13 protein-coding genes are annotated in these 23,268 nt (G+C 56.8%); 7 read left to right on the forward strand and 6 right to left on the reverse strand.

Annotated features, from left to right (window positions below; genetic code table 11):
* Nucleotides 1–140: 140 nt before the first annotated feature.
* The 5 genes from ACZRKO_RS11590 (at nucleotide 141) to ACZRKO_RS11610 (ending at nucleotide 6,753) form a co-directional block, all read left to right on the forward strand.
* The gene (locus ACZRKO_RS11590; RefSeq protein ID WP_463737314.1) at nucleotides 141–1,388 is read left to right on the forward strand and encodes an LVIVD repeat-containing protein; all 1,248 of its coding nucleotides are present in this window, start codon (nucleotides 141–143) and stop codon (nucleotides 1,386–1,388) included.
* Nucleotides 1,389–1,590: 202 nt separating this feature from the next.
* The gene (locus ACZRKO_RS11595) at nucleotides 1,591–2,136 is read left to right on the forward strand and encodes a fimbrial protein (RefSeq protein ID WP_463737315.1); all 546 of its coding nucleotides are present in this window, start codon (nucleotides 1,591–1,593) and stop codon (nucleotides 2,134–2,136) included.
* A 60-nt stretch (nucleotides 2,137–2,196) separates the two neighbouring features.
* A complete protein-coding gene (locus ACZRKO_RS11600; RefSeq protein ID WP_463737316.1) occupies nucleotides 2,197–2,922 on the forward strand; it encodes a fimbria/pilus periplasmic chaperone in 726 nt (241 codons plus the stop codon).
* Nucleotides 2,923–2,976: 54 nt separating this feature from the next.
* Nucleotides 2,977–5,610, forward strand: a complete 2,634-nt coding sequence (locus ACZRKO_RS11605) for a fimbria/pilus outer membrane usher protein (RefSeq protein WP_463737317.1) — start codon at nucleotides 2,977–2,979, stop codon at nucleotides 5,608–5,610.
* 9 nt (nucleotides 5,611–5,619) lie between these two features.
* On the forward strand, nucleotides 5,620–6,753 hold the full coding sequence (locus ACZRKO_RS11610) for a fimbrial protein (RefSeq protein WP_463737318.1): 1,134 nt from the start codon (nucleotides 5,620–5,622) through the stop codon (nucleotides 6,751–6,753).
* On the opposite strand, the gene ACZRKO_RS11615 is transcribed toward ACZRKO_RS11610, so the two are convergent.
* From ACZRKO_RS11615 to ACZRKO_RS11640, 6 genes are all read right to left on the reverse strand, one after another.
* Nucleotides 6,740–7,696, reverse strand: coding sequence for a DMT family transporter (locus ACZRKO_RS11615; RefSeq protein ID WP_463737541.1), 957 nt, complete (start codon nucleotides 7,694–7,696; stop codon nucleotides 6,740–6,742). The two genes, ACZRKO_RS11610 and ACZRKO_RS11615, sit on opposite strands and share 14 nt — an antisense overlap.
* Nucleotides 7,697–7,804: 108 nt before the next feature.
* Nucleotides 7,805–8,635, reverse strand: coding sequence for an AraC family transcriptional regulator (locus ACZRKO_RS11620; RefSeq protein WP_463737319.1), 831 nt, complete (start codon nucleotides 8,633–8,635; stop codon nucleotides 7,805–7,807).
* 68 nt (nucleotides 8,636–8,703) lie between these two features.
* On the reverse strand, nucleotides 8,704–9,330 hold the full coding sequence (locus tag ACZRKO_RS11625) for a response regulator (protein ID WP_463737320.1): 627 nt from the start codon (nucleotides 9,328–9,330) through the stop codon (nucleotides 8,704–8,706).
* Nucleotides 9,331–9,367: 37 nt separating this feature from the next.
* Complete coding sequence (locus ACZRKO_RS11630) at nucleotides 9,368–9,772, reverse strand: hypothetical protein (protein WP_463737321.1); 405 nt, start codon at nucleotides 9,770–9,772, stop codon at nucleotides 9,368–9,370.
* Nucleotides 9,773–9,961: 189 nt separating this feature from the next.
* A complete protein-coding gene (locus ACZRKO_RS11635; RefSeq protein WP_463737322.1) occupies nucleotides 9,962–13,321 on the reverse strand; it encodes a transporter substrate-binding domain-containing protein in 3,360 nt (1,119 codons plus the stop codon).
* 3 nt (nucleotides 13,322–13,324) lie between these two features.
* Complete coding sequence (locus ACZRKO_RS11640) at nucleotides 13,325–13,966, reverse strand: response regulator (protein ID WP_463737323.1); 642 nt, start codon at nucleotides 13,964–13,966, stop codon at nucleotides 13,325–13,327.
* A gap of 335 nt (nucleotides 13,967–14,301) precedes the next feature.
* On the opposite strand from ACZRKO_RS11640, the gene ACZRKO_RS11645 reads away from it, so the two are divergent.
* On the forward strand, nucleotides 14,302–14,526 hold the full coding sequence (locus ACZRKO_RS11645; RefSeq protein WP_463737324.1) for a hypothetical protein: 225 nt from the start codon (nucleotides 14,302–14,304) through the stop codon (nucleotides 14,524–14,526).
* Between the two features lie 160 nt (nucleotides 14,527–14,686).
* Complete coding sequence (locus tag ACZRKO_RS11650; protein ID WP_463737325.1) at nucleotides 14,687–23,266, forward strand: glycoside hydrolase family 94 protein; 8,580 nt, start codon at nucleotides 14,687–14,689, stop codon at nucleotides 23,264–23,266.
* Nucleotides 23,267–23,268: the final 2 nt, after the last annotated feature.

Genomic DNA, 23,268 nt, shown 5'->3' on the forward strand with positions numbered 1-23,268 from the left:
AAAATGCTTAATGGTCCTACTGTCCCGTTCAGGCATCCGGATGGCTAATACTCTTTGGTGTTAACTTATGTTATTTCGTTCATTGCCAACAACCTGAAAGCCGTGAAGACTGAGAAAATAACGTTATTTTAAGGACTTCTATGGCTTCCCCGATACTTCCTACTCCCGATCACAGTCATAACATGCGTCTTATTGGCCACAGCGATCAGGGCGGCAGACCCGATGGCGTGCAGGTGATGGTTCACCGTGGTTATGCCTACATTGGTCATATGGTGTCGCAGGGTTTTTCCATTGTGGACGTGCGCGATGCCAAAAAACCGCGTGCCGCAGGCTACGTGGCGGCCCCGCCGGGAACCTGGAATGTGCATTTACAGGCGCACGACGATTTGCTGTTGGTGATCAATGCCCGCGACCTGTTTGCCGACACGCGCTTTGCCGATGAAAAAGTCTATTACACCCGTTCGGTCAGCGAGACTGTTCAGGACGTACAGGATCGCGGCTGGAGTGCCGGTCTGCGCATTTTCGATATTTCGACCCCCGACAAGCCGCGTGAAATCAGCTTTCTGCCGCTTAACGGCATCGGCATTCACCGTATCTGGTACGTCGGCGGGCGCTGGGCATATGTCTCGGCGCTGCTCGACGGCTACAGTGACTACATCTTCCTGACCCTCGATTTAGCCGATCCGCGCAAACCTGAAGTGGCTGGCCGCTGGTGGTTACCGGGGATGAACACGGCAGAAGGAGAAAAACCGCACTGGCCGGAGGGCAAACGCTATGCGCTGCACCACGCCATAATCAGCGGTGATACGGCCTATGCCAGCTGGCGCGACGGTGGCCTGACCCTGCTGGACGTCAGCGACCGCAGCCAACCAAGCCTGATTTCGCACCGCAACTGGAGCCCGCCGTTTGGTGGTGGCACCCATACCGCGCTGCCGCTGCCGGACCGCGACCTGCTGGTGGTACTCGATGAAGCAGTGCTGGACAATCAGGAAGATGGCGAGAAATTTATCTGGTTGTTTGATATCCGTGAACCGGCCAACCCGATCAGCATCAGCACTTTTCCGCAGCCAGACGATGCCGATTACATCAAAAAAGGGGCACATTTCGGCCCGCATAACCTGCATGAAAACCGCCCCGGCAGCTTTATCAGCTCCACGCTGATTTTCGCCACCTACCAGAATGCCGGTGTCCGTGCCTATGACATCAGCAACCCGTATCAGCCCAAAGAGACCGGTGCGCTGGTTCCTGCTGCGCCCGAGATCATGATGGACAAACGCCCCGGACGTCCGCAGGTGATCCAATCCTGCGATGTATTTGTTGATGCTCAGGGCATTATTTACAGCACTGATTACAACGGTGGATTATCTATTATTGAATATTTAGGATAACCGGCGAAGAAACCCAGACCTATTTGTAGGACGCATCCTAACCTCAGGTGGGATGCAACCTAAGCATCTCCTCATCTATTGCGCATAATTCACCCTCCCTTAATATATTCCCCCGACGTCATTAATAGCCGTTATTGATACCCCTGCTATCAGGGGTATTAAACTCGCGCACCCAAGATATTATTTAACAGGAACTAACAGAGTGAAAAAAATCATATTAGCAGCATCTGTGATCGCGGCCATTTCTGCCTTTAACGCAGCAAACGCAGCCTCTACCGGCACCATCACTTTTAACGGTGAACTGACTGCCACCACGTGTGACGTGATTGTTGACGGCCAGGCCGCCGATGCCACTGTGACTCTGCCAACCATCGGTACCAACCAACTGACCACGGCTGGCCAGACTGCAGGCAGCACCAACTTCAACATGGCGCTGAGCAACTGTGCCGGCACCCTGACCACCGCTTCTGCCTTCTTCGAAGACGGTGCCAGCGTTGATGCCGTCAACGGTCGCCTGAACAACATGACCGGTGATGCAACCAACGTGCAGCTGCAATTGCGCGATGGCTCAAGCACTTCACGTGATGTGATTCAGGTAGGTAACACCAATCAGGTGACTAACACCACGTATAAAGATATCTCTTCTGGCTCGACTACCCTGCCTTACGCTGTTGAATATTACGCCAACGGCGCAACTACGGCAGGTACTGTTGTCACCAACGTAGTGTATTCCGTTCAGTATAAATAATTCCCGGTTATTAAAGGGGTAATTATTACCCCTTTAATTTCACGACGCATTGAGAAAACAATGAAAAACCTTTCTTCTACCTGGATTCACTCTCTGGGCGCACTCGTATTGTGTCTGGCCAGCGTTTCGTCATGGGCCAGTATTGTTATTACCGGCACACGGGTTATTTATCCGTCCACGGAAAAAGAAGTCACCGTTAAATTAAATAACGTCGGTGTTTCTCCGGTATTAGTACAAAGCTGGATTGACAGCGGCGACGTCAACGCCAAACCCGAAAACATCAGTGTGCCTTTTATTCTGACGCCGCCGATTAACCGCGTCGAACAGGGCAAGGGCCAGACACTGCGCATTAATTACACCGGTGCGTCGCTCCCCGCCGATAAAGAGTCGGTCTTCTGGCTCAACGTGCTGGAGATCCCAGCCAAAGCCAAAGGGCAGTCCAGCGAAAATCTGCTGCAAATGGCTTTCCGTTCGCGCATCAAACTCTTCTTCCGCCCTGCCGGGCTGGCAGGTAACCCCAACGACGGGCTGAAAACCCTCACCTGGCAGAGCACCGCTGGCGGCGTGAAAGCCAGTAACCCAACGCCCTATTTTGTCTCGCTGGTGAAACTTGAAACCCGCGTGGCAGGCAAACAGGGTCAGGCTGAAGGGCAGATGATTGCGCCGTTCTCCTCGCTGGATTTCCGCCTCTCAGGTCTGTCTGCCATTCCCGCCGGCAGCAAAATTACCTTCAGCGCCGTCAATGACTACGGTGCCATCGTGAATGCCGATGCCCTGGTGAAATAATCCAACGTTTCATTGCCTTAGCCGAAAATGCAGATAATGGAAAGGAAAGCTGTAATGTCATCACAACAAAAAATAAAAACAGCATTACCTCTTTTTGCGAGAAGGCTCTCCACATTGAGCGTGTTGATCGCCGCCTCATTGCCCGCGTTCGCCGCTGCCGTTGCACCCGGCCAGGCCCCGCAGGAGATTGCACAAAATCTGGAGTTTGACCCTGCATTCCTGAATCTGCAAAACAGCGGGCAGGTAGATCTCACCCGCTTTGCCAACGGTGCCTCGGCCACGCCCGGCACCTACCATGTCGCGATTTATGTTAACGATGAACCTCAGAGTAATCAGCAGGTTGAATTCATCACACGCGGCGATAAAAGTGTTTACCCCTGCCTGACAACCGACGTCGTTAAGAACATCAATTTTAATGAGGAAACGCTGCCGAAAGAGGCGCTGTCCGGGCTTTCTTCCGGCGCAACCTGCCTCGATTTGCAAAAAACGATCCCCAACGCGCAGGTGCTTTTCGACAGCAACGAAAGTCGTCTCGACCTGATAATCCCGCAGTTCTATATGCAAAAGAGCGCCAGAGGCACGGTCAGCCCGGCCCTGTGGGACAGCGGCATCACCGCCGGAATGCTCGGCTATAACCTGAATGCCTGGCGCAGCGAGGCGGGACAGTATCAGTACAACTCCCTTTACGCGGGCATCAACGCCGGGTTTAACGTCGGCAGCTGGTACGTGCGCCATAACGGGTCCTACAGCGCCAGCGACGGTGGCCAGAAAAGTTATGACACCCTCAACAGCTACGTGCAGCACGACGTACCCGCGCTGCGCGGACGCTTGTTGCTGGGGCAGTCAAGCACGCAGGGGCAGGTCTTTGACACTCTGCCGTTTAGCGGCGTGCAGCTCGCCAGCGATGAACGCATGCTGCCCGAATCACAACGCGGCTATGCGCCAGATATTCACGGTATCGCCCGGACCAACGCCCGCGTTACGGTGCGCCAGAGCAATCAGGTGATCTATGAAACTACCGTGCCGCCCGGCGAATTCCTGATTAACGATCTCTATCCCACCGGTTACGGCGGCGATCTGGAGGTCACCGTGCGCGAAGCGGACGGCAGCGAGCAGCGTTTTCTGGTGCCTTATGCCTCCGTCGCCCAACTGCTGCGTCCCGGCAGTGACCGCTATTCATTGCTGGCAGGCACGCTGCGCAGTGAATCGCTGCGTGATAATCCGCAGCTTTATCAGGGCACCTACCAGCGTGGTATCACCAATGCCATCACCGCCTATGGCGGTTTACAGCTCAGCCAGAATTACTACGCAGCAGAAATTGGCAGCGCATTGGGCACGCCGGTGGGCGCGCTGGCGGCAGATATCACCCAGGCCCGCGTGCAGCTTGACGATCAGGGCCGCAGCAGTTCAGGACAGAGCTACCGGGTGAGCTACAGCAAAGCGGTGACAGAAACCAGCAGCAATATTTCGCTGGCGGCCTACCGTTTCTCCACCAACGGCTTTATGGATTTCCTCACCGCGATGCAAACGCGGGATGCCCTTAAGAGCGGCATGAGCAGCGACACCATTTCGCGCGCCAAAAACCGCCTGACCGTTACCGCAGCTCAGGGCTTACCGGCCGATTGGGGGCAGTTCTATATCAGCAGCTCATTGCAGAATTACTGGAATAAAAACGGCAGCGATAAGCAGTATCAGATGGGCTACAACAACCGCTTCCGCAGCCTGAGCTGGGGCATCAGCGCCGGACGTTCACAGTCCGGCACCGGCCAGAATCAGACCAACTACGTGCTGACCTTCAGCTTCCCGCTGGGGCGTGCTGACAAAACTTATACGCCGCAGATGCGGGTGGATTTCAACCGCGACAGTCAAGGGCATAACGGCCAGCAGGCCACGGTTTCCGGTACCGCGGGCAGTGAAAGCCAGTACAGCTACAGCGCCTCAGGTACCCACAGCAATACCGGTGGCAGCAGTGGCGCATTGAACGGCCAGTACCGCTCGCATTACAGCGCGCTGAATGCCGGTTACAGCAGCGGCAGGAATTATCACAGCGTTTCCGCCGGCGCCAGCGGAACGCTGATCGCCCACAGCGGCGGCATCACCGCGACGCCTTATGAGGCAGAAACTTTTGCGCTGGTTGAGGCCAAAGGCGCCAGCGGCGCACACGTTTCCAGCTATCCGGGCGTGGTGATTGACGCCTTCGGCTACGCGGCGGTGCCGTACCTCAACCCGTATCAGATCAATGAAATCAGCATCGACCCGAAAGGTACCCGCGCCGATGTCGAGCTGGATAACACCACGCAGCGCGTCGCTCCTTACTCCGGTGCGGTCGTGAAAGTGACCTACGCCAGTCATCAGGGCATGCCGGTACTGATCAACGCCACGTTCGACGGGCAACCGGTGCCGTTTGGCGCAGACGTGCTGGACAGCAAAGGGAACCGCGTGGGTTCCGTCGGGCAGGCCGGACAAGTCTATGCCCGCGTCGCCGAACAGAAAGGGGAACTGCGGGTGAAATGGGCCGACAGCGCCGGTGCGCAGTGCAGCGTGCGTTATCACCTGATGCCGCAGGCAAAAAACCAGAAAACATCTTCGATACAGCAATTCACGTCGTCCTGCTCAGCAGAACAGACTCCCCAACCACCGCAACGCATCGCGTCTGAGCAAGCGTCTCAACAGCGAGTTACCGGGTAAGGAAAGAACATGAGCACCAACAAGACCGTCTTACTTTTGCTTAGCGTACTGAGCGGGCTACTTTCGCTGCCCGCACTGGCCAATACCTGTACCTACCGGCCAGGTCTGGGGCCGATGTCGCCAACCATACCCTTACTGACCAGCAATATCTCAGTGGGAGCCGATGTGTCAAACGGCACGGTTATCCACCGCCAGAGAGTCAATTTCAGCAACCGCCCCTGGCTTGACTGCACCACCGATGGCGGTCCAACATTTAATATCGATCAGTACCTTACCCTGACCAACGCCCCAGCGCTGGTGCCAGGCTGGAGCGGCGTCTATGCCGGTGCGCTCTACCAAACCTCCGTGCCAGGTATTGGTGTCGCCATTACCAACAATGACGGCAATGGCGTGGGCACCGCAATATCGACCACCCCTTTCCTCAAGTGGACCGCCATTGTCCCTATTAACTTACTGTATGGCTTTTATTATGGTAATTCGCTGATCGTCCATTTTGTGAAAACCGGTCCCATCAGTGCCGGGGGGATCACCGGTGCACAGCTGCCCACGGTGCTGCTGAACACCCAACCCTCCGCGCCGGTTCCGGGCCTTCCCGATACACCTTTTCGGGTCAACTTCAGCGGGGCGATTTCGGTGATCGTCAACAGTTGCCAAACACCCGACGTGCTGGTGCCGATGGGCAAATATGAGGTCAGTAAATATTTCACTGGCAAGGGAAGCGCCACGCCCTGGGTCTCTGTGCCGATCCAACTGCTGAACTGCCCGCCATTTCAGGGCGCCTACAGCAACGCCAGCAGCCCGCCAATCTATGACACCAACGGCAATATCACGGCAGGTACGCTGGTGAGTAACTCGGTGGCGCTGAGCATGGTGCCGACTTACGGCATTATCGACAGCGCCAACGGCATTATGAAGCTGGACAACGACCCGAATGTGGCGACCGGCGTGGGTATTCAGATTGCACAAGGAACGGCTACCAGCCCGACACTGTTTAACTTTGCCGGAAACATGAGCTTCCCGCAGCTCAACAGCAGCGTCAGCAATATCACGATCCCGTTCCAGGCCAGATATATTCAGACGGAAGATACAATCACCGCAGGCCCGGCCAACAGCAAGGCCGTGTTCACCGTTAACTATTACTGACAGGGGCTTTCTGCGGCTTAATACGCATCGCCACGATCACCCCGACAATCAGACAGACAATGCCGCCAACGGTCATCAGAGGCGGCCACGCCTGACGCAGCAAAAAGGCATAAGCCAGACCGGTAATAATTTCAAAAACGATCAAAGGCCCCAGCAGCACCGTTGGCAGACGCTGGCTGGCTTCGTTCCAGCAGAGCGCACCAATCCACGAACAGAACACGCCAATCGCCACCATCAGACCAAGAAACACCCAGGGCCGCGGGCCAAGCGGCAGGGCAAATTCGCTGTGTGACAATGACAAATACAGGCAAGCGAGCGCATAGCCGATCAGGGCTAAAGGCAGCGTCACCACGCCCTGCGCCGTTGACCAGGTGACCGGTGATTTATCCGGATTCTGCCGTAACCAGCGGGCATTGCGCAGCGGAAACCAGGTCCAGCACGCCAGTGCGACGACCGCAAGGGCGATCCCCGTTCCATAGCGCCACGCATCAAACGGCTCACTATTGCCCTGCAACTCCGCCACGTTCACCAGCACCAGACCCAGCGCAATCACCAGCAACGCCGGCGTGAGTTTTTTCCACGGCAGGCGTCCATCATCCTGCCCATAGAATAGATTGGCCGCCACGGAGATCACCACCGGCAGCGTACCGATGATCATGGTAGACACCGGTGCGCCGGTACGCTGAATGGCGCTGGCAAGACACAGGTAGTAGAGCAAATTTCCGATCACTGTCTGCTTGAGTGCTTCGACCCAATCCGTACGGCTTAACGCCCTCAGCGCATCCCGCTTAAACCACGCAATCACCAGTGCAATTGCACCAAACGCGACATAGCGGGCGGTGGATTGCAGCGAAGGGGGATAATCCGGGACGATCATCGGACCGACAAAAATCAGCCCCCACATCAGGCCGGACGCCAGAGCAAACAGCACACCTTTTAACATCATTAACCTCTGAGAAACTTTTATATGCAGCGCAGCGTAAAGTGACGGACGCGGGCTGTATTGTAGGAAATTGCTGTTTGGAGGATGAAACGAAATGAAGCCGAAGGGTTATCTGGCCGGACAGACCTGCTTTTGATAGCGCACCGGCGTGACGCCATAACGGTGCGAAAACGCGCGGGTCAGATGTGCCTGATCTGTCAGCCCGGCGCTGAAAGCTACCTGTGCCGCAGGCATACCCTGACTGAGCATTCGCTTGGCTTCGTTCAGACGAATGGCCATCAGCATCTGATGCGGGGTGACGTGCAACTGGGATTTAAACGTGCGCAGAAAATGGTAAGGGCTGAGAGAGACCAGCGCCGCCAGCTCGTCGAGCTGGATGCTACGGGTGTAGTTATCCCGCAGATAGTTTTTCACTATATCGAACCGGTGGGCCGGTTCGTCAGCGGCTTTGCGCGCAACTCTGGAATGAGGACGAAGCAGGCTGGTCAGCGAAAGCATCAGGCTGTCGAGGGCAAGTGGATCCTCACTCTGCCAGAGTGCGCCCAGCAGCTGTGAAAGCTGACGGGCAGCCCGCGGATCCTGTTTAACGACCTCGGTAAACCACCGCCCGCTTTCACCGGTGAGCGTCTCAAACACCTGCGGTTCGATATAAATCATGCGGTAGAACCAGCCACCTTCGCTCTCCGACTGGCCGGTGTGGATCTCATCCGGGTTCATCATCACCAGCGAACCGGTTGACGCCAGATGCTGGCTGCCACGGTAGCGAAACCGCTCAGCGCCATGGTCAATCGTCCCGATGCCGAAAGCGTCGTGTGAATGCGGCTCAAAGGCATACTGGTCGATATGCGCGTGGTAAAGCTCTACGCCGGGCAACTGCGGCAGGGTTTTAAACTGCGCACAATCTTTGTCGAAAGGGAAACGCTCCGGTATGCCCTGCATGGTGCCGCCTCCTTTATCCGACTGGCCGTTGAAATGTGTCTGGTAAAGATAGCAGTTTCCCCGGCGGCTTACTCCCTCAGGCTTTCAAACGCTGTTAAAGAGATCAGTTCGGCAAAGCTCGAGACATTCAGTTTTCTCAGCAGGCTTTTCTTCTGTGCACTGGTCGTTTTTGGGCTGCGGTTGAGCAACTGGCTGATGTCATTATTCGATTTCCCCTGCAATAACAGGCTCATCACTTTGCGCTCACACGGCGAAATTTTTGCCGAAAGCGTTCCGGGGTGAAGGCTGGCCCCATCCGCGCCGTGAAGTGCCGAGTGGGGAAAGAGAGCGTGCCCCACAGACGCCGATTCAATAGCATGCAGTAAGGTGTTCAGCGTGGCATTTTTACGTACGTAACCGGCCGCACCGGCCTGCATACAGGCATGAACATAATGATTCAGCTCTTGCGAGCTGAAAACAATAATATCCACCGGATAGTCCGCCGCCATCAGATGATATATCACCTGAATGCCGTTGAGCTTTGGAATGCCAATATCCAGAATAACCACGTCAGGATGAAACCTGTCCGCTAATAACAATGCTTCAATGCCATCACTGGCCTCAGCAATAACCTGATACCCCTGTTCAGTAAGAAAGGTTTTAACCCCGAAACAAATCAGCGGGTGATCGTCAACCAGCAATACCTTTTTACTCATCGTTGCCTCTTTGCATTCCATTGTTTAAGACGTTATTTCAAGGATGACTGAACATCTCCAGCGGAAACATGGCGTAGTCATATTCGATGGCTTCCATCGCCAGAGAAAACTTCCGCACATCCATCGGTAATTTAATAAAGGCGTCTAAGGTAAAAGGCGAGCCCTTACGCTTAAAGACGGCCGATGTACGCCATGAGCAGCCGATAACGCGGATATGGCTGGAGATCCGCTTCACCATAGAAATGAAACCTGAAACGTCGCCTTTATATAAGTCACAATTTATAACAAGAATATCCGGCAACTCTTCCTTTAATACTGCACCAGCCTGATTAAAGTCACTCAAAGTTATTACCTGATATTTTCTCACATCGGCAATAAAGTATATTTTTGACAGGGAGTGAGCCTCCTTATCAATAACCACTATCTTTTTGTTTTTTTTCATTGTCACACCTCATCGCGGGATATGATATAACCCTACGTCATCTCTGGGGATTTAACCTGCTAAACTGTGCTTTAAAAGAGAGAATAAGTATTTTCCTACAACCCCATCAGAAAATAGGTAAAAAGGTGCCTTACGGCACCTGTAATAAAAGCATCAATATGCCTGCGGAAGGGAATTGAGGATGAAGGTTTATTCCAGCCTTTCCAGCGTCTCTGTCAGTAACTGCCCGAACGCCTCGAGCTGCCGCATAAGGTCCGCGCCCGCCAGCTGTACCTGCTGACAGTCAACCGGCACTGCGCGGCAAAGGGATTCCAACATTTCGCATGCCGCCACCAGCTCACCCATGCCGACAATGCGCGCGCCACCGGTTATTTTATGCGCCAGCTCCGCCAGCGTGTCCGCATCCTGAGCCTGCAACGCCTGACCTAATAACTGGCTGTCCTCATCATTACTGCGCTGCAGCTCCTGCGCCAGTTGCCTGGCCAGCCGGTTATCGCCGCCGGTGAGTGCGGCCATTGACTGCATAAAAGCCTTCGGCGTTCTGGCTGGTACCGGTGGTGCCTGCGTAGCCTGCGGTGCCACCGTCTGCAACCAGTCAGCCAGATCACGCAGCGTACTCGGTTTAAACAGGCAGCCGTCCATACCCGCCGCCAGACAGCGGGCCGTCTCTTCGGCCTGCGCATTAGCAGTAAACCCGAGGATCATGCAAGGGACTGCATTGGCCTGCTGCTCGGCGTCACGCACCGCACGGGCCAACTGATAGCCGTTCATATTGGGCATATTGCAGTCGGTGATCACCACGTCAAAACGTGGCTCCTGCTGCCAGATATCCAGCCCCTCAGTGCCGTCTTCCGCTTCGCTGACCTGATGCCCGAGGTACTCCAGTTGCTTAATCAGCAACAGGCGGTTAGCACGGTAGTCGTCGATGACCAGAATACGCAGCGGTGACGAGCTGACAGGCAGAGCCTGAACCGGCGAGGCATTCGCCGCCGGCTCATCGGCCTGACTGCGCAGCCACTCAACCTGTACCCGAGCCTCGACACGTGTTCCGAGCCCCGGCTGGCTGTCAATATGAATGGAACCGCCCATTTTTTCGCAGAGGGTTTTGCTGATGACCAGCCCAAGTCCGGTTCCCTGCCGCACCTGCTGACCGTAATCGCCCACCTGGGTGAATGGCGCAAATAACTTTTGTAAGTCATCGGCCGCAATACCGATACCCGAGTCGCGCACTTCGGCGACAATTTCACGCCGTGCCCCGTCGCCCACATTACGCAGTGAGACGCTGACGGCGACGATGCCGGTATGCGTAAACTTAATAGCATTACCAATCAGGTTAGAGAGGATCTGCTTGTAGCGCAGCGGGTCGATCTTCACTTCGGCATCACAGTCATCGCTCAGCGTCAGCGTAAGGGCCAGACTTTTTTGCACTGCCAGACCGTTGAACACGCGGATCACCGACTCAGTAATGGCCCGCACGTTGGCCGGCTCCAGATTCAGTTCCAGCTTGCCGGACTCAATGCGCGCAATGTCGAGGATATCCCCTACCAGCTCCACCAGACCGTTGGCAGAACCAAACGCCACCTCCAGCGCCTGCTGATCCACACCCCCATGTTCTGCCGCTTTGATCGACATTTCTAACATGCCGATCACGGCATTGAGCGGTGTGCGGATCTCATGGCTCATGGTCGAGAGGAAACTGGTTTTCGCCCGGTTGGCGTCTTCGGCCTGCTCTTTGGCCAGATTTAACTCTTCCAGCAATTTTTTGCGCAGCTCCAGCTGCTCCTTCAGCGCCGTCTGCGCCCGCTCTTTGAGCGTAACCTGCCGCCGCAGCCACGTAGCCCAGAATATCGACACCAGCAGCAGCGCCATCGCAAAGGCGATAGCCGTGTAAATCGTGGTACGGTTTTCGCGCCAGAAATTGTCGCCCGCCACCATGTTGTTTGGCCGCCATAGGTTGCCGATGACGTCCAGTTCATCCGGCGGAATGCTTAGCATCACCTTGTCGAGAATGGACAGCAGCTCGGGGTCGGTGTCTGGCACCGCAAACGAAAGGTATGCTGGGTCAGTCCCGACGGTTGACATAATCCGCAAGCTGTTGCGGTAATAGCGTGCAATCTGGTATTCGGAGTTAACCAGCGTATTAAGCGCTGCATCGGCCTGCCCTTTTTGCAGCATTGCCAGCACTTCAGTCGCGTTCTCGGCTATCACCAGCTGAATTTGCGGATACTGCTCGCGGATCTTTTCAATCATCCCCGTCCCTTCAATCACCGCCAGCCGCTTACCCTGCATCTCCTGGAGGTTTGACGGGCCGCTCGTATTGTTGTTGAGCTGGCGTACCACCATCACGAAGGCGTTGGTCATATAAGGGCGGGTAAACAGCAGTTTCTGTTTGCGGTCCGTACTCGGCGTCAGCGCACCAATCATGTCAGCTTCGCCGTGGCTGACCATCTGTTTGAGGTGAGCGACGCTGCTGGCCTCACGGATCTCAAAATTCAGGCCGGTACGCAGGCGGATTTGCGACAGCACGTCGATGGTGATACCGCGGTAGTTACCGTCATCATCCACGAAGGTCATTGGTGCATAACCGTTAACCACCGCCACGCGCACCATCGGGTGGCGCGCAATCCAGGCTTTCTCGGCATCGCTGAGCTGGAAAACGTCCTGGCTGAGTAGCATCGAACTGCGCCCGATATGCCAGCGTTGCAAAATACTTAACTGCTCCTCGGTACTGACTGCTGCCAGCGTTTTATTAATGATATCTAACAGGAACTGATCCCCTTTGGCGGTGGCAAAGGAGAAAGTTTTTGGCGGGAAATCGGCAAATTTCAACACCCGCATATTGTTGAGGAAGTTTTTGCTGATGGGATAAAGATCGCCGAGATAGACGTCGGCTTTACCAAAAGCCACCGCCCCCACCGCTTCCTGGTAGGTAGGATAAATTCTCAGTTTTGCCTGCGGATACTGTGCCCTGACCCAGTCGGCGGGCAGAAAGCCTTCAGCCATCGTTAATGTACGGCCCGCCAAATAGTGGCCCATGGCACGTTTTTCATTAGCCTGCGTCACCAGCACCGACTGCTCACTGGCGTAGGGTTCGGACAGTAAAATGTCAGCGCCATGCTGGTCAAACTGCGTGGCGCTGCCAAGCAGGTCTATCTCATTATTCTGTAAGGCTTTCAGCGCTGAGCGGCGGCTGGTAAAGATTTTCACCTCCACCTTGACGTGCAGCATCTCTTCAATGAGACCGACGTAATCGGCGGTGATCCCTTCAAATTCCCCCCGGTTATTGATGATATCAAACGGCGGATATTGCGGATTTGAAATTCCGAGGGTCAGACGTTTCTTGTGTCCCAGCCACGCATCTTCTTCCGGCGTCAGTAACGATGCTGGAAGATTAGGATGCTGCGGTGAACGGCTGAGCAGTTGCAGCGGCTGCGCACTTTCGGCTGCCGGAGCGGGTGTTTCATCAAATACCAGCAGCAGTACCAGTGCAAACACCAGCATCACGCCCAAATTCAGACTTTTGCTCAGGAGGGACGTAAAACGGGGCATCTGCTATTCCACCAGAGCGTGGCGTTTAGCAAGTTCGATCAAATCAATCAGCGTCGTGGCTTGCAGTTTGTTCAACAGGCGGGTTTTGTAAGTGCTGATGGTTTTATTGCTCAGCATCAGTTCATCGGCAATTTGCATATTGGTCCAGCCACGGGCCAGATAGATCAGTACCATCATTTCGCGATCCGACAGCGAAGCCAACTGAGAGGCCTCATCCAGCGGCTGCCGTTGAACAGAGTAGCCTGAGTGAGCGGAAGATAGAGTGTCATGAGGGAAATAGCTGTAACCCGCACGAATGGCTTTAATGGCGTCGAGTAAGTCACCCAGTTCTTCGGTTTTAGCGATAAACCCCGCCGCGCCGGCCTGACGACTACGTGCCGAAAAGGTCGCGGCAGATTGCGATGTCAGCACCAGCACTTTCATCGGCACATCAAGCAGGCGCAAACGGCCTATCACTTCCAGACCGTCGAGTTTAGGAATGGAAATATCAAGGATCACGATATCGGGCTGTAGGGTTTTCGCCAACTGAACGGCTTCCAGGCCATTACCGGTTTCCCCCACCACCTCAATATCACCACGCTGTAACAGCATTCCTACCGCCAGTCTGACCACCGGATGGTCATCTACTACCAATGCTTTGTACATGTGATCCTCAATATTTTTATTGGCTTAAAGCCAGATTCAATTGCTTAAAGCATAGTACGAAAAAAAGTGAGGCCAGGGTAATCCCCGCGACATAAAAACAGCCCTACGGCATGTCAGGAGAGGAGTTTGCAGGGATTCTTTCCCGATGAACAGGCAGCGATGTCCTAACTCGCTGTAGGATGCGTCCGAAGAGGGCGAAACTCGACCTCGGGCATGATCTACAACAGCCATTAGCCGGTTAAATCCCCGGCGATGCGCTTGCTGCTTGAATACTGAGGCCATGCAGGTCAAAATATGCCCTGCGCCTCAGCGGAATTCACATCATCATTAAATCTATGAGTACTGCCAAACCACGCCGTCCGCATGGACGATGGACCTACTTCATCATGTTTGAAGACATTCTGTGGCCCTGCCCTGTTCACTGGGAGTGGGAAAACAGTTACGGCGGTTGGCTGCCCTACTACTACTCCCCGACCCTGGAATTTGTCGCAGGTGACCCCCGCCGCGCGTTCAAAGTGCCCAAAACCAAGCCTGTCTCCCTTCGCAACTCTGAGATATAACCCCGCACCTTCGGGCATTCACTGCTACGCTTAATCCAACCGGTTATCGCCGTGCCGTCCATCCGTGAAGCTTCCCCGCTTGTTCTTCACTCACTCAGCGTACGTACACATTCAGCCATACCGATATCTGTCCTTTTGCGTACGCATAAGGAATGTTCGCGTGAAAAACCCTTTCAGTGTCTGGTTAAAGAATCGAAGAGAGCTCCCCGTGTCACCGGGCGCAATGCCGCGCACCACCAGGGATAGTCAGGAAAACACGCCCATTGCAGCAGAACTTTTCTCTGCCGACCAGATGGAACGTTATGGTGAAAAGCTGGCGCAATCCCATAAGCTTTCCAGTAAAAAAGCACCTTACTACCTGTTAAAACGGCTGGCCGCGAATGAAGCGCTGCTGACCCGTAACTGCCATATTCTCAGCACTGGCGAGAAGAACAGCATCGCCCCCGCCGGAGAGTGGCTGCTCGACAACTTTTATCTGATTGAAGAGCAGATCCGTCTGGTGCGTCAGCTGCTGCCGAAAAACTTCGGTAAAGGCCTGCCTGCGCTGGCCGCACCGCACAACTGCCCGCGTATTTATGATATCGCCACCGAAGCCATCGCCCACAGCGACGGCCACTGGGACCCAGCCACCCTGACGCGCTTTATCGCCGCCTACCAGAAAGTTACGCCGCTCAAACTCGGCGAACTGTGGGCGCTGCCCGGTATGCTGCGTCTGGCACTGATCGAAAACCTGCGCCGCGTGAGTATTGACGTCGCCAAAGCCCAGCAGGAGCGCAATCTGGCGGACCGTTGGGTGAATAAAATGCAGGACTCGGCCGAGAACGATCCGGCCCGGCTGATTATCGTCATCGCTGATATGGCGCGATCTAACCCGCCGCGAACCAGCGCCTTTGTGGCCGAACTGGTGCGTCGCCTGCAAGGCCATGGCTCCATGCTGGCCCTGCCGCTGACCTGGATTGAACAGCGTCTGGCGGAAGCGGGCCTGACCACGGCGGAACTTATCGCCCGATTTAACCAGCATCTGGCGGTCAGTCAGCTGTCGGTCAGCAACAGCATCACCGGCCTGCGTCAGCTCAATGAAATGAACTGGGCGGACTTCGCCGAAAGCATGAGCCTGGTCGAAAAGATCCTGCATCAGGATCCGTCAGGGGTTTACCCGACCATGCACTTTGACACTCGCGATCACTACCGCCACGTCATTGAAATGCTGGCGCGTCACTGCCCGTATGACGAAGCGGGCGTCGCCCGTCAAGTGATCGCCTTGACCGAACACGCGCCGCCGGGTAGCCGGATGCAGCATGTCGGCTATTTTCTGGTGAATAATGGCCGCGAAGCGCTGGAAAAACATCTCAAGGTGCATTTCTCACCGCTCAGCCGTTTTCGCTATCAGCTGAACAAAACACCGCTGCTCTCCTGGCTGGGCAGCCTGAGCCTGCTCATCACTGCCATGACCGCCGACCTGCTGTTTCGCACGCACACCCATGGCATGAACTGGATACTGTGGCTGCTGGCCATTCCGGTGGTCATCGTATGCAGCCAGTTCATCATGAACCTGCTGAGCGAAGTCACCACCCGCACCCGTACGCCGCACCCGCTGCCACGGCTGGATTTCTCCGAAGAGATCCCGCAGGAGTTCAGCACGCTGGTGGCGGTCCCTTGCCTGCTCGGCAGCCGAAAAGGTATTGATGCTCTGCTCAACGGCCTTGAAGTGTGTTATCTCGGTAACGCTCGCGCGAATCTTTACTTCGCCCTGGTGGCCGATTTCCACGATAGCAGCACCCAGTTTCGCCCGGCCGATGACCTGCTGCTGGAGTATGCCAGTGTGCAAATCAGCCAGCTCAACCGCAAATATCCGGACGGCGGCGGACGCCTGTTTACCTTGCTGCACCGGGAAAATCAGCTCAATGCCGTACAGGGCGTGTGGATGGGTTATGAGCGTAAACGCGGCAAACTTGGCGCACTGAACCGCTGGCTGCGCGGTGAAGCGCAACAGTTCACCACTGTAGTGGGCGCCACCCAGGAACAGCTCAGCGCGGTAAAATATGTCATCACTCTTGATAGTGATACCGTGCTGCCGCGCGCGACCGCGCATCAGTTAATCTCCGCAATGGCCCATCCGCTTAACCATCCGATTTACGACCCGCAACTGCGCCGCGTAGTGGAAGGTTACGCCATTTTACAACCGCGTCTGGCCGAGGAGATCCCGCGCTATGGACAGGGCCGCTATGCTGCGATGAGCAGCAGTATTCCGGGTAACGATCCTTATTCATCCATGGCCTCTGACATTTATCAGGATTTGTTTGGTGAAGGTTCGTATGTCGGCAAAGGCATTTACGACGTCGATATGTTTATGCAGGCCACCGATAACTCCTGTCCGGAAAATCTGGTGCTCAGCCATGACCTGCTGGAGGGCTGCTACGCCCGTTCGGGTATGCTCAGCGATGTCGTTCTTTACGAGCAGTATCCGGCCAACTATCTGGTGGATGTATCGCGCCGTTCGCGCTGGATCCGTGGCGACTGGCAGTTATTTAACTGGCTGCGTCTGCGGGTGCGTCAGACCGACGGCACCCGCGCTGCCAACCCGCTCAGTACGCTATCGCGCTGGAAACTGCTGGATAACCTGCGCCGCAGTCTGGTCGCGCCCAGCCTGCTTGTGATGATTTTCGCCGCCCTGTCGCTGGTGCCCAACCCCGGATACTGGCTGGCGTTTATCGCCACGCTGATCCTGCTTCCTACCGCCATCGCGCTGGTGCTGGACTTGCTCAATAAAGGGCCGCGCCGTCCGCTGCTTCAGCATATCCGCTGTGTGATCGCCGGTACGCTTAGCCGCCTGTCGCACATTGTTCTGTATCTGGCCACGCTGCCGCATGAAAGCGGCTATACACTCAAAGCAATTCTGGTGACGCTATGGCGGCTGGTGGTCAGCCATAAACATTTACAGGAGTGGACCAGTTTTGATGCCAGCAAATCGCGCTTTTCGCTGGCACCGGAGAACTTCTACCGCGCCATGTGGATAAACCCGGTGGCAGGCGTGGTGCTGATTTTACTCACCATGCACTTCAACCCGCTGCTGATGACCGTTGCCGTGCCGCTGGGGGCCATTTGGTTTCTGGCTCCGCGCCTGCTGAGCTGGCTGAGCAAAACGCCGGTGCGCCCGAAAACCAATATCAACGTCAGACAGCGCCGCTTCCTGCGCCAGACCGGTCGCGAAACCTGGTCGTTCTTCGCCACCTTCGTTAACCAGCAGGAGAACTGGTTGCCGCCGGATAACTATCAGGAAGTGCCCGAACCGGTGATTGCTCACCGCACCTCGCCGACCAACATCGGCCTGTCGCTACTGGCAAATATGACCGCGCTGGACTTCGGTTACATTACGCAGGGTGAGCTGCTGCTGCGCACCACGCAGACGCTCGATACCCTCGACAAACTCGAGCACTTCCGGGGTCATCTCTATAACTGGTACGACACCCGTTCGCTGACGCCGCTCAACCCGCGCTATATCTCCAGCGTCGACAGCGGCAATCTGGCCGGGCATCTGCTCACGCTGAGCACCGGTTTTGCCGGTATGCGCGACCAGCCCGCGATGAATATCGCCACCGTACTGGCCGGTCTGGAAGACACCTTGTATCTGGTCGAAAGCGGCGCAGGCACCGCCAGACGCGAAACCCTCAAACCGCTGCGCCAGCACTGGGTGAAAGCCGGTTCACTGCCGGTGCATCTGGTGTTTGGTGAACTGAACGCCATGCTGACGCTGACCTCAACGCTGCTGCATGAGTCCACGGGCGAGCATCGCTGGCTGAGTGCGCTACAACTGCAACTGAGCGAGTTCTGTCAGGAGTGGGCGCTGCTGTTTGGCTGGATGCAGCAGGAGCCGGCCGGAAAAGTGCTGCCCTCTCTGGTATGGCTCTCACGGCTGGAAGGCAAAGTGCCGGGGCTGAACCGCGCCAAAATCGCCCTGACGGTGACGCTGGCGCGCAAACGGCTGGTGCTGATAAGCGAGCTGGAACAACGGCTGGCCGAACACGCCCGCATGGACTTCAAATTCCTCTACAACAGCACCACCAGCCTGCTGAGCGTCGGCTACAACTGCGACATCGGCAAGCTCGACAGCGGCAGTTATGACCTGCTGCCCTCCGAGATCCGCCTCACTAACTACTTCACTATCGCCACCAATCAGCTGCCACAAAAAAGCTGGTTCGCACTGGGCCGTCTGTTTACGGTGATCGACAAACAACCGTCGCTGATGTCATGGAGCGGCTCGATGTTTGAATACCTGATGCCGCAACTGGTGATGCCGGGCTATCCCGACACCCTGCTGGTGCAGATGTGCAAAGCGGCGGTTAACAGGCAAATTGAATGGGGTAACGAGCACGGCGTGCCGTGGGGGATTTCTGAATCCGCCTACGCGTCGTTTGACCCGAACCACAACTATCAATATCACGCCTTTGGCGTGCCGGGCCTGGGCCTCAAGCGCGGTCTGGGCGAGGACATGGTGATCGCCCCTTACGCCACGCTGATGGCGCTGGTGGTTGAGCCGCAAAAGGCCTGCGATAACCTGATTGAGCTCGAAAGCATGGGCGCACGCGGCGAGTACGGCTTCTACGAGGCACTGGATCACTCGCCGTCGAGGCTCAACCGTGGGCAAACCTACGTGATTGTCCGCTCTTACATGGCGCACCATCAGGGCATGAGTTTCCTCGCGCTCTCTCATCTGCTGCTCGATGCGCCGATGGTTGACCGCTTCGCCGCCAACCCATCCTTCCAGTCTGCCCGCCTGCTGTTGCAGGAACGGGTGCCAGACGCGGTGGAACTCTACAGTCCGCGCCGTCAGTTTGAGTCAGTCGAAGGGGGGCTTAAGGCCACCAACTTTGATATCCGCCAGTTCAACAGCGTGGACAGCCCGATCCCGGAAGTTCAGCTACTCTCCAACACCCAATACCACCTGATGCTGACGCAGGCCGGCGGCGGCTACAGCACCTGGCGCAATCTGGCGCTGACCCGCTGGCGCGAAGATGTCACCCGCGATAACCGCGGGACCTTCTGCTACATCAGCGACCCGCAGTCCGGCGAGATGTGGAGCAACGCCTGGCAACCGGTGGGCAAAAAAGCCAACCTGTATCAGGCGGTGTTTACCGACGCCGGAGTCGAATTCAAACGCACCGAAGGTACCCTGACGATCCATACCAAAATCGTGGTGTCGCCGGAGGATGACGTCGAACTGCGCCGCATGACGCTGACCCACCGGGGCCGCCAGCCGCGCACCATTGAAATCACCACCTATGCCGAAGTGGTACTGGCACCGGCGGCCAACGACCTGACACATCCCGCCTTCAGCAACCTGTTTATGCAGACCGAACTGGTGGCCGATCGCGAAGGGATCCTCTGTCATCGCCGTCCGCGTGAGGAGAGTGAGGCCTGTCCGTGGTTGTTCCACATGATGGCGATCCACGGCCCGACCGACCGCGAAACCTCGTTCGAAACCGACCGCGCCGCCTTTATCGGACGTGGCCAGACCGCCGCCGATCCGCAGGCACTGCGTACCGCCGGGCCGCTGGGTAACAGCGCCGGGCCGGTACTTGATCCTATCGTTGCCATCCGCCAGCGCGTGGTGTTAAAACCGGGTATTCCGCTGATCATCGACATGGTCTACGGCATCACCGAAGAACGGCACCTCAGTCTGGCGCTGATGGAGAAATACCGCGACCACAACATCGCTGACCGCGTGTTTGAGATGGCCTGGTCTCACAGCCAGGTGATGCTGCGCCAGATTAACGCCAACGAGGATGATGCCAATCTGTTCAACCGGCTGGCGAGCGCGGTGCTGTTCCCTAGCGCCGAATTGCGTGCTGATGCACAAACTCTCGCCCGCAACCGGCGCGGACAATCCGGCCTGTGGGGCTATGCGCTCTCTGGCGACCTGCCGATCGTCCTGCTGTCAGTGACCAGTAATGAAAATATGCTGATGGTCACCTGTCTGATTCAGGCCCACAACTACTGGCGCCTGAAAGGGTTGAGCGTCGATCTGGTGATCCTCAGTAACGATCAAGGCGGCTATCAGCAGGAGTTACACAACGAGATCATGAGCCGCGTGGCGGCCGGTGCAGAGTCGAGCCTCATCGACAAACCGGGCGGCATCTTCGTGCGTAAAGCCGAGCATATGACCTCAGAGGATCGCACCCTGCTGATGAGCGTGGCGAGTATCCTGATTGATGACCGTCACGGCGGCCTGCTTGATCAGGTGAACCAGAAATTGCAGACCCCCCACAACGCGCAGCCGCCGCTGGTTACACTGCCTAACCTGCCGGAGAACCGTCATACACCGCGCGAGTTCGACACCCAACAACTGGCCTTCTTTAACGGCTTCGGCGGCTTCTCGCCGGACGGGCGCGAGTATCAGATCCTGCTCGGCGAGGGTAAAAACACGCCTGCGCCCTGGTCCAACGTCATCGCCAATGCCAGTTTCGGCACGGTGGTTTCCGAGAGCGGCCAGGCTTACACCTGGTTTGAGAATGCCCATGAATACCGCCTGACGCCGTGGGAGAACGACCCGGTCAGTGACAGCTCCGGCGAAGCCTTCTACCTGCGTGATGAAGAGAGCGGCGAAGTCTGGTCGCCGGCCCCGCTGCCGGTGCGTGGCAACGGGGATTACCTTACGCGCCACGGCTTCGGCTACAGCATTTTCGAGCACCGCCAGAGCGGTATCGACAGCGAGCTGACGGTGCTGGTCGCCGAACATGCGCCGGTCAAACTGTTTATCCTCACTCTGAGCAACAACTCAGGGCGGCCGCGCAAGCTGTCAGCCACCGGCTATGTCGAGTGGATCATGGCCGATCTGCGCGCCAAATCTGCCATGCACATTGTGACCCGTCCCGGCCCTGCCGACCGCGGTTGCAGCGTGCTGGCGACTAATCACTACGGCAGTAACGGCTCCGAACGCACCGGCTTCTTCGCGGTAACCGGCGTCCACTGCTCAGTCAGCGGCGACCGTCGCGAATTCATTGGGCGCAACGGTTCGGCGGCCTCTCCGGCCGGCATGTTGCAACAGCGGCTGTCGGGTAAAACCGGCGCGGCGCTGGATCCTTGCGGCGCCGTGCAGTCGGCGACCACCCTCATCGACGGTGATCAGCGCACCTTTGTGTTCGCCTTAGGGCTGGGACAAAACGCGCAGGAGGCCGAGCAGCTGATTGGTCAGTTCCTCAATGAAGGCACGGTGCGCAGCGAACTGGATAATATTCACCATCACTGGCATCAGGTGCTGGATAAAATCCAGATAACCACCCCGGAACCGGCGGTCAATCTACTGGCCAACGGCTGGCTGATTTACCAGACGCTGGCGTGCCGCATTATGGCGCGCAGTGGTTATTACCAGTCCGGCGGCGCATTTGGATTCCGCGACCAGTTGCAGGACACCCTGTCACTGACCCACGCTGCACCGGAGCGTATGCGCGAGCAGATCCTGCTCTGTGCTTCACGGCAATTTGCCGAAGGCGACGTCCAGCACTGGTGGCACCCGCCATCCGGTAACGGCGTGCGCACCCGCTGCTCGGATGATTACCTGTGGCTGCCGCTGGCCATGTGTCACTACATCGACGTGACCGGTGACACCGGCATCGCAGAGCAGCCCGTGGGCTACATCGAAGCCCGGCTCCTGGCGCCGGAAGAGGAGTCATTCTACGAGCAGCCGACGCCCAGCGGGCTGAATGAAACGCTGTTCGAACACGGCGTGCGCGCCATCCGGCATGGCCTGAACTTCGGCAAAAACGGCCTGCCGCTGATGGGCGCCGGGGACTGGAATGACGGCATGAACAACGTCGGCATCAAAGGCCAGGGGGAAAGTGTCTGGCTCGGCTTCTTCCTCTACAACGTGCTTCAGCGCTTTGCGGCGCTGGCCGAACGGCTAGACCGCACTGACATTGCTGAGCTGTGCCACCAGCAGGCAGCGACGCTCAAACAGAATCTGCACGATAACGCCTGGGACGGTGAATGGTATCTGCGTGGCTATTTCGACAGCGGAGAGACGCTCGGCTCGCACCTCAACAACGAGTGTCAGATTGACGCTATCGCCCAGAGTTGGTCCGTAATTTCCGGCGCGGGCGACCCGCAGCGCAGCCAGCAAGCGATGAAAGAGCTCGATGCGCGGCTGGTTGACGATGAAACGGGGCTGATTAAATTGCTGACGCCGCCGTTCAACGGCGACGGGCCGAACCCCGGCTACATTCGCGGGTATCTGCCGGGCGTGCGTGAGAACGGCGGCCAGTACACTCACGGTGCGATCTGGGCGGTAATGGCCTTCGCCGAGATGGGCGATATCGAACGGGCATGGGAACTGATGCGCCTTATCAACCCAATCAACCACAGCCTGAACGCCGACGCGGTTGAGCGCTACAAAGTCGAGCCGTATGTCATCACTGCCGATATTTACACCGTCGATCCGCACAACGGCCGCGGCGGCTGGAGCTGGTACACTGGTTCTGCCGGCTGGACTTACCGGCTGATCACCGAGTCGCTGCTAGGAATTAAACGCCACGGCGGGTTTATCTCTATCAACACTCGCCTGCCCGCCAGCTGGCCGCAGGTCACCCTGACTTACCAGCAGGGCAGCAGCCAGTATCTGATCACGGTTAAACGCGGCGAAGGGGAGTATCGGGTCATCATGGATGAACAACCGCTGACCGACGGGATGATCCCGCTGACCGATGACGGGACTAACCATGTGGTAGAGGTGTGGCTGGCGGGGTGAAC

Source organism: Ewingella sp. C233 (assembly GCF_055407225.1).

What these genes read in the sequence shown, in the direction of transcription:
- ACZRKO_RS11590 (WP_463737314.1), top strand. Translation starts at nt 141, where the DNA reads ATGGCTTCCCCGATACTTCCTACTCCCGATCACAGTCATAACATGCGT.
- ACZRKO_RS11600 (WP_463737316.1), top strand. Translation starts at nt 2,197, where the DNA reads ATGAAAAACCTTTCTTCTACCTGGATTCACTCTCTGGGCGCACTCGTA.
- ACZRKO_RS11605 (WP_463737317.1), top strand. Translation starts at nt 2,977, where the DNA reads ATGTCATCACAACAAAAAATAAAAACAGCATTACCTCTTTTTGCGAGA.
- ACZRKO_RS11610 (WP_463737318.1), top strand. Translation starts at nt 5,620, where the DNA reads ATGAGCACCAACAAGACCGTCTTACTTTTGCTTAGCGTACTGAGCGGG.
- ACZRKO_RS11615 (WP_463737541.1), bottom strand. Translation starts at nt 7,696, where the DNA reads ATGTTAAAAGGTGTGCTGTTTGCTCTGGCGTCCGGCCTGATGTGGGGG.
- ACZRKO_RS11620 (WP_463737319.1), bottom strand. Translation starts at nt 8,635, where the DNA reads ATGCAGGGCATACCGGAGCGTTTCCCTTTCGACAAAGATTGTGCGCAG.
- ACZRKO_RS11625 (WP_463737320.1), bottom strand. Translation starts at nt 9,330, where the DNA reads ATGAGTAAAAAGGTATTGCTGGTTGACGATCACCCGCTGATTTGTTTC.
- ACZRKO_RS11630 (WP_463737321.1), bottom strand. Translation starts at nt 9,772, where the DNA reads ATGAAAAAAAACAAAAAGATAGTGGTTATTGATAAGGAGGCTCACTCC.
- ACZRKO_RS11635 (WP_463737322.1), bottom strand. Translation starts at nt 13,321, where the DNA reads ATGCCCCGTTTTACGTCCCTCCTGAGCAAAAGTCTGAATTTGGGCGTG.
- ACZRKO_RS11640 (WP_463737323.1), bottom strand. Translation starts at nt 13,966, where the DNA reads ATGTACAAAGCATTGGTAGTAGATGACCATCCGGTGGTCAGACTGGCG.
- ACZRKO_RS11645 (WP_463737324.1), top strand. Translation starts at nt 14,302, where the DNA reads ATGAGTACTGCCAAACCACGCCGTCCGCATGGACGATGGACCTACTTC.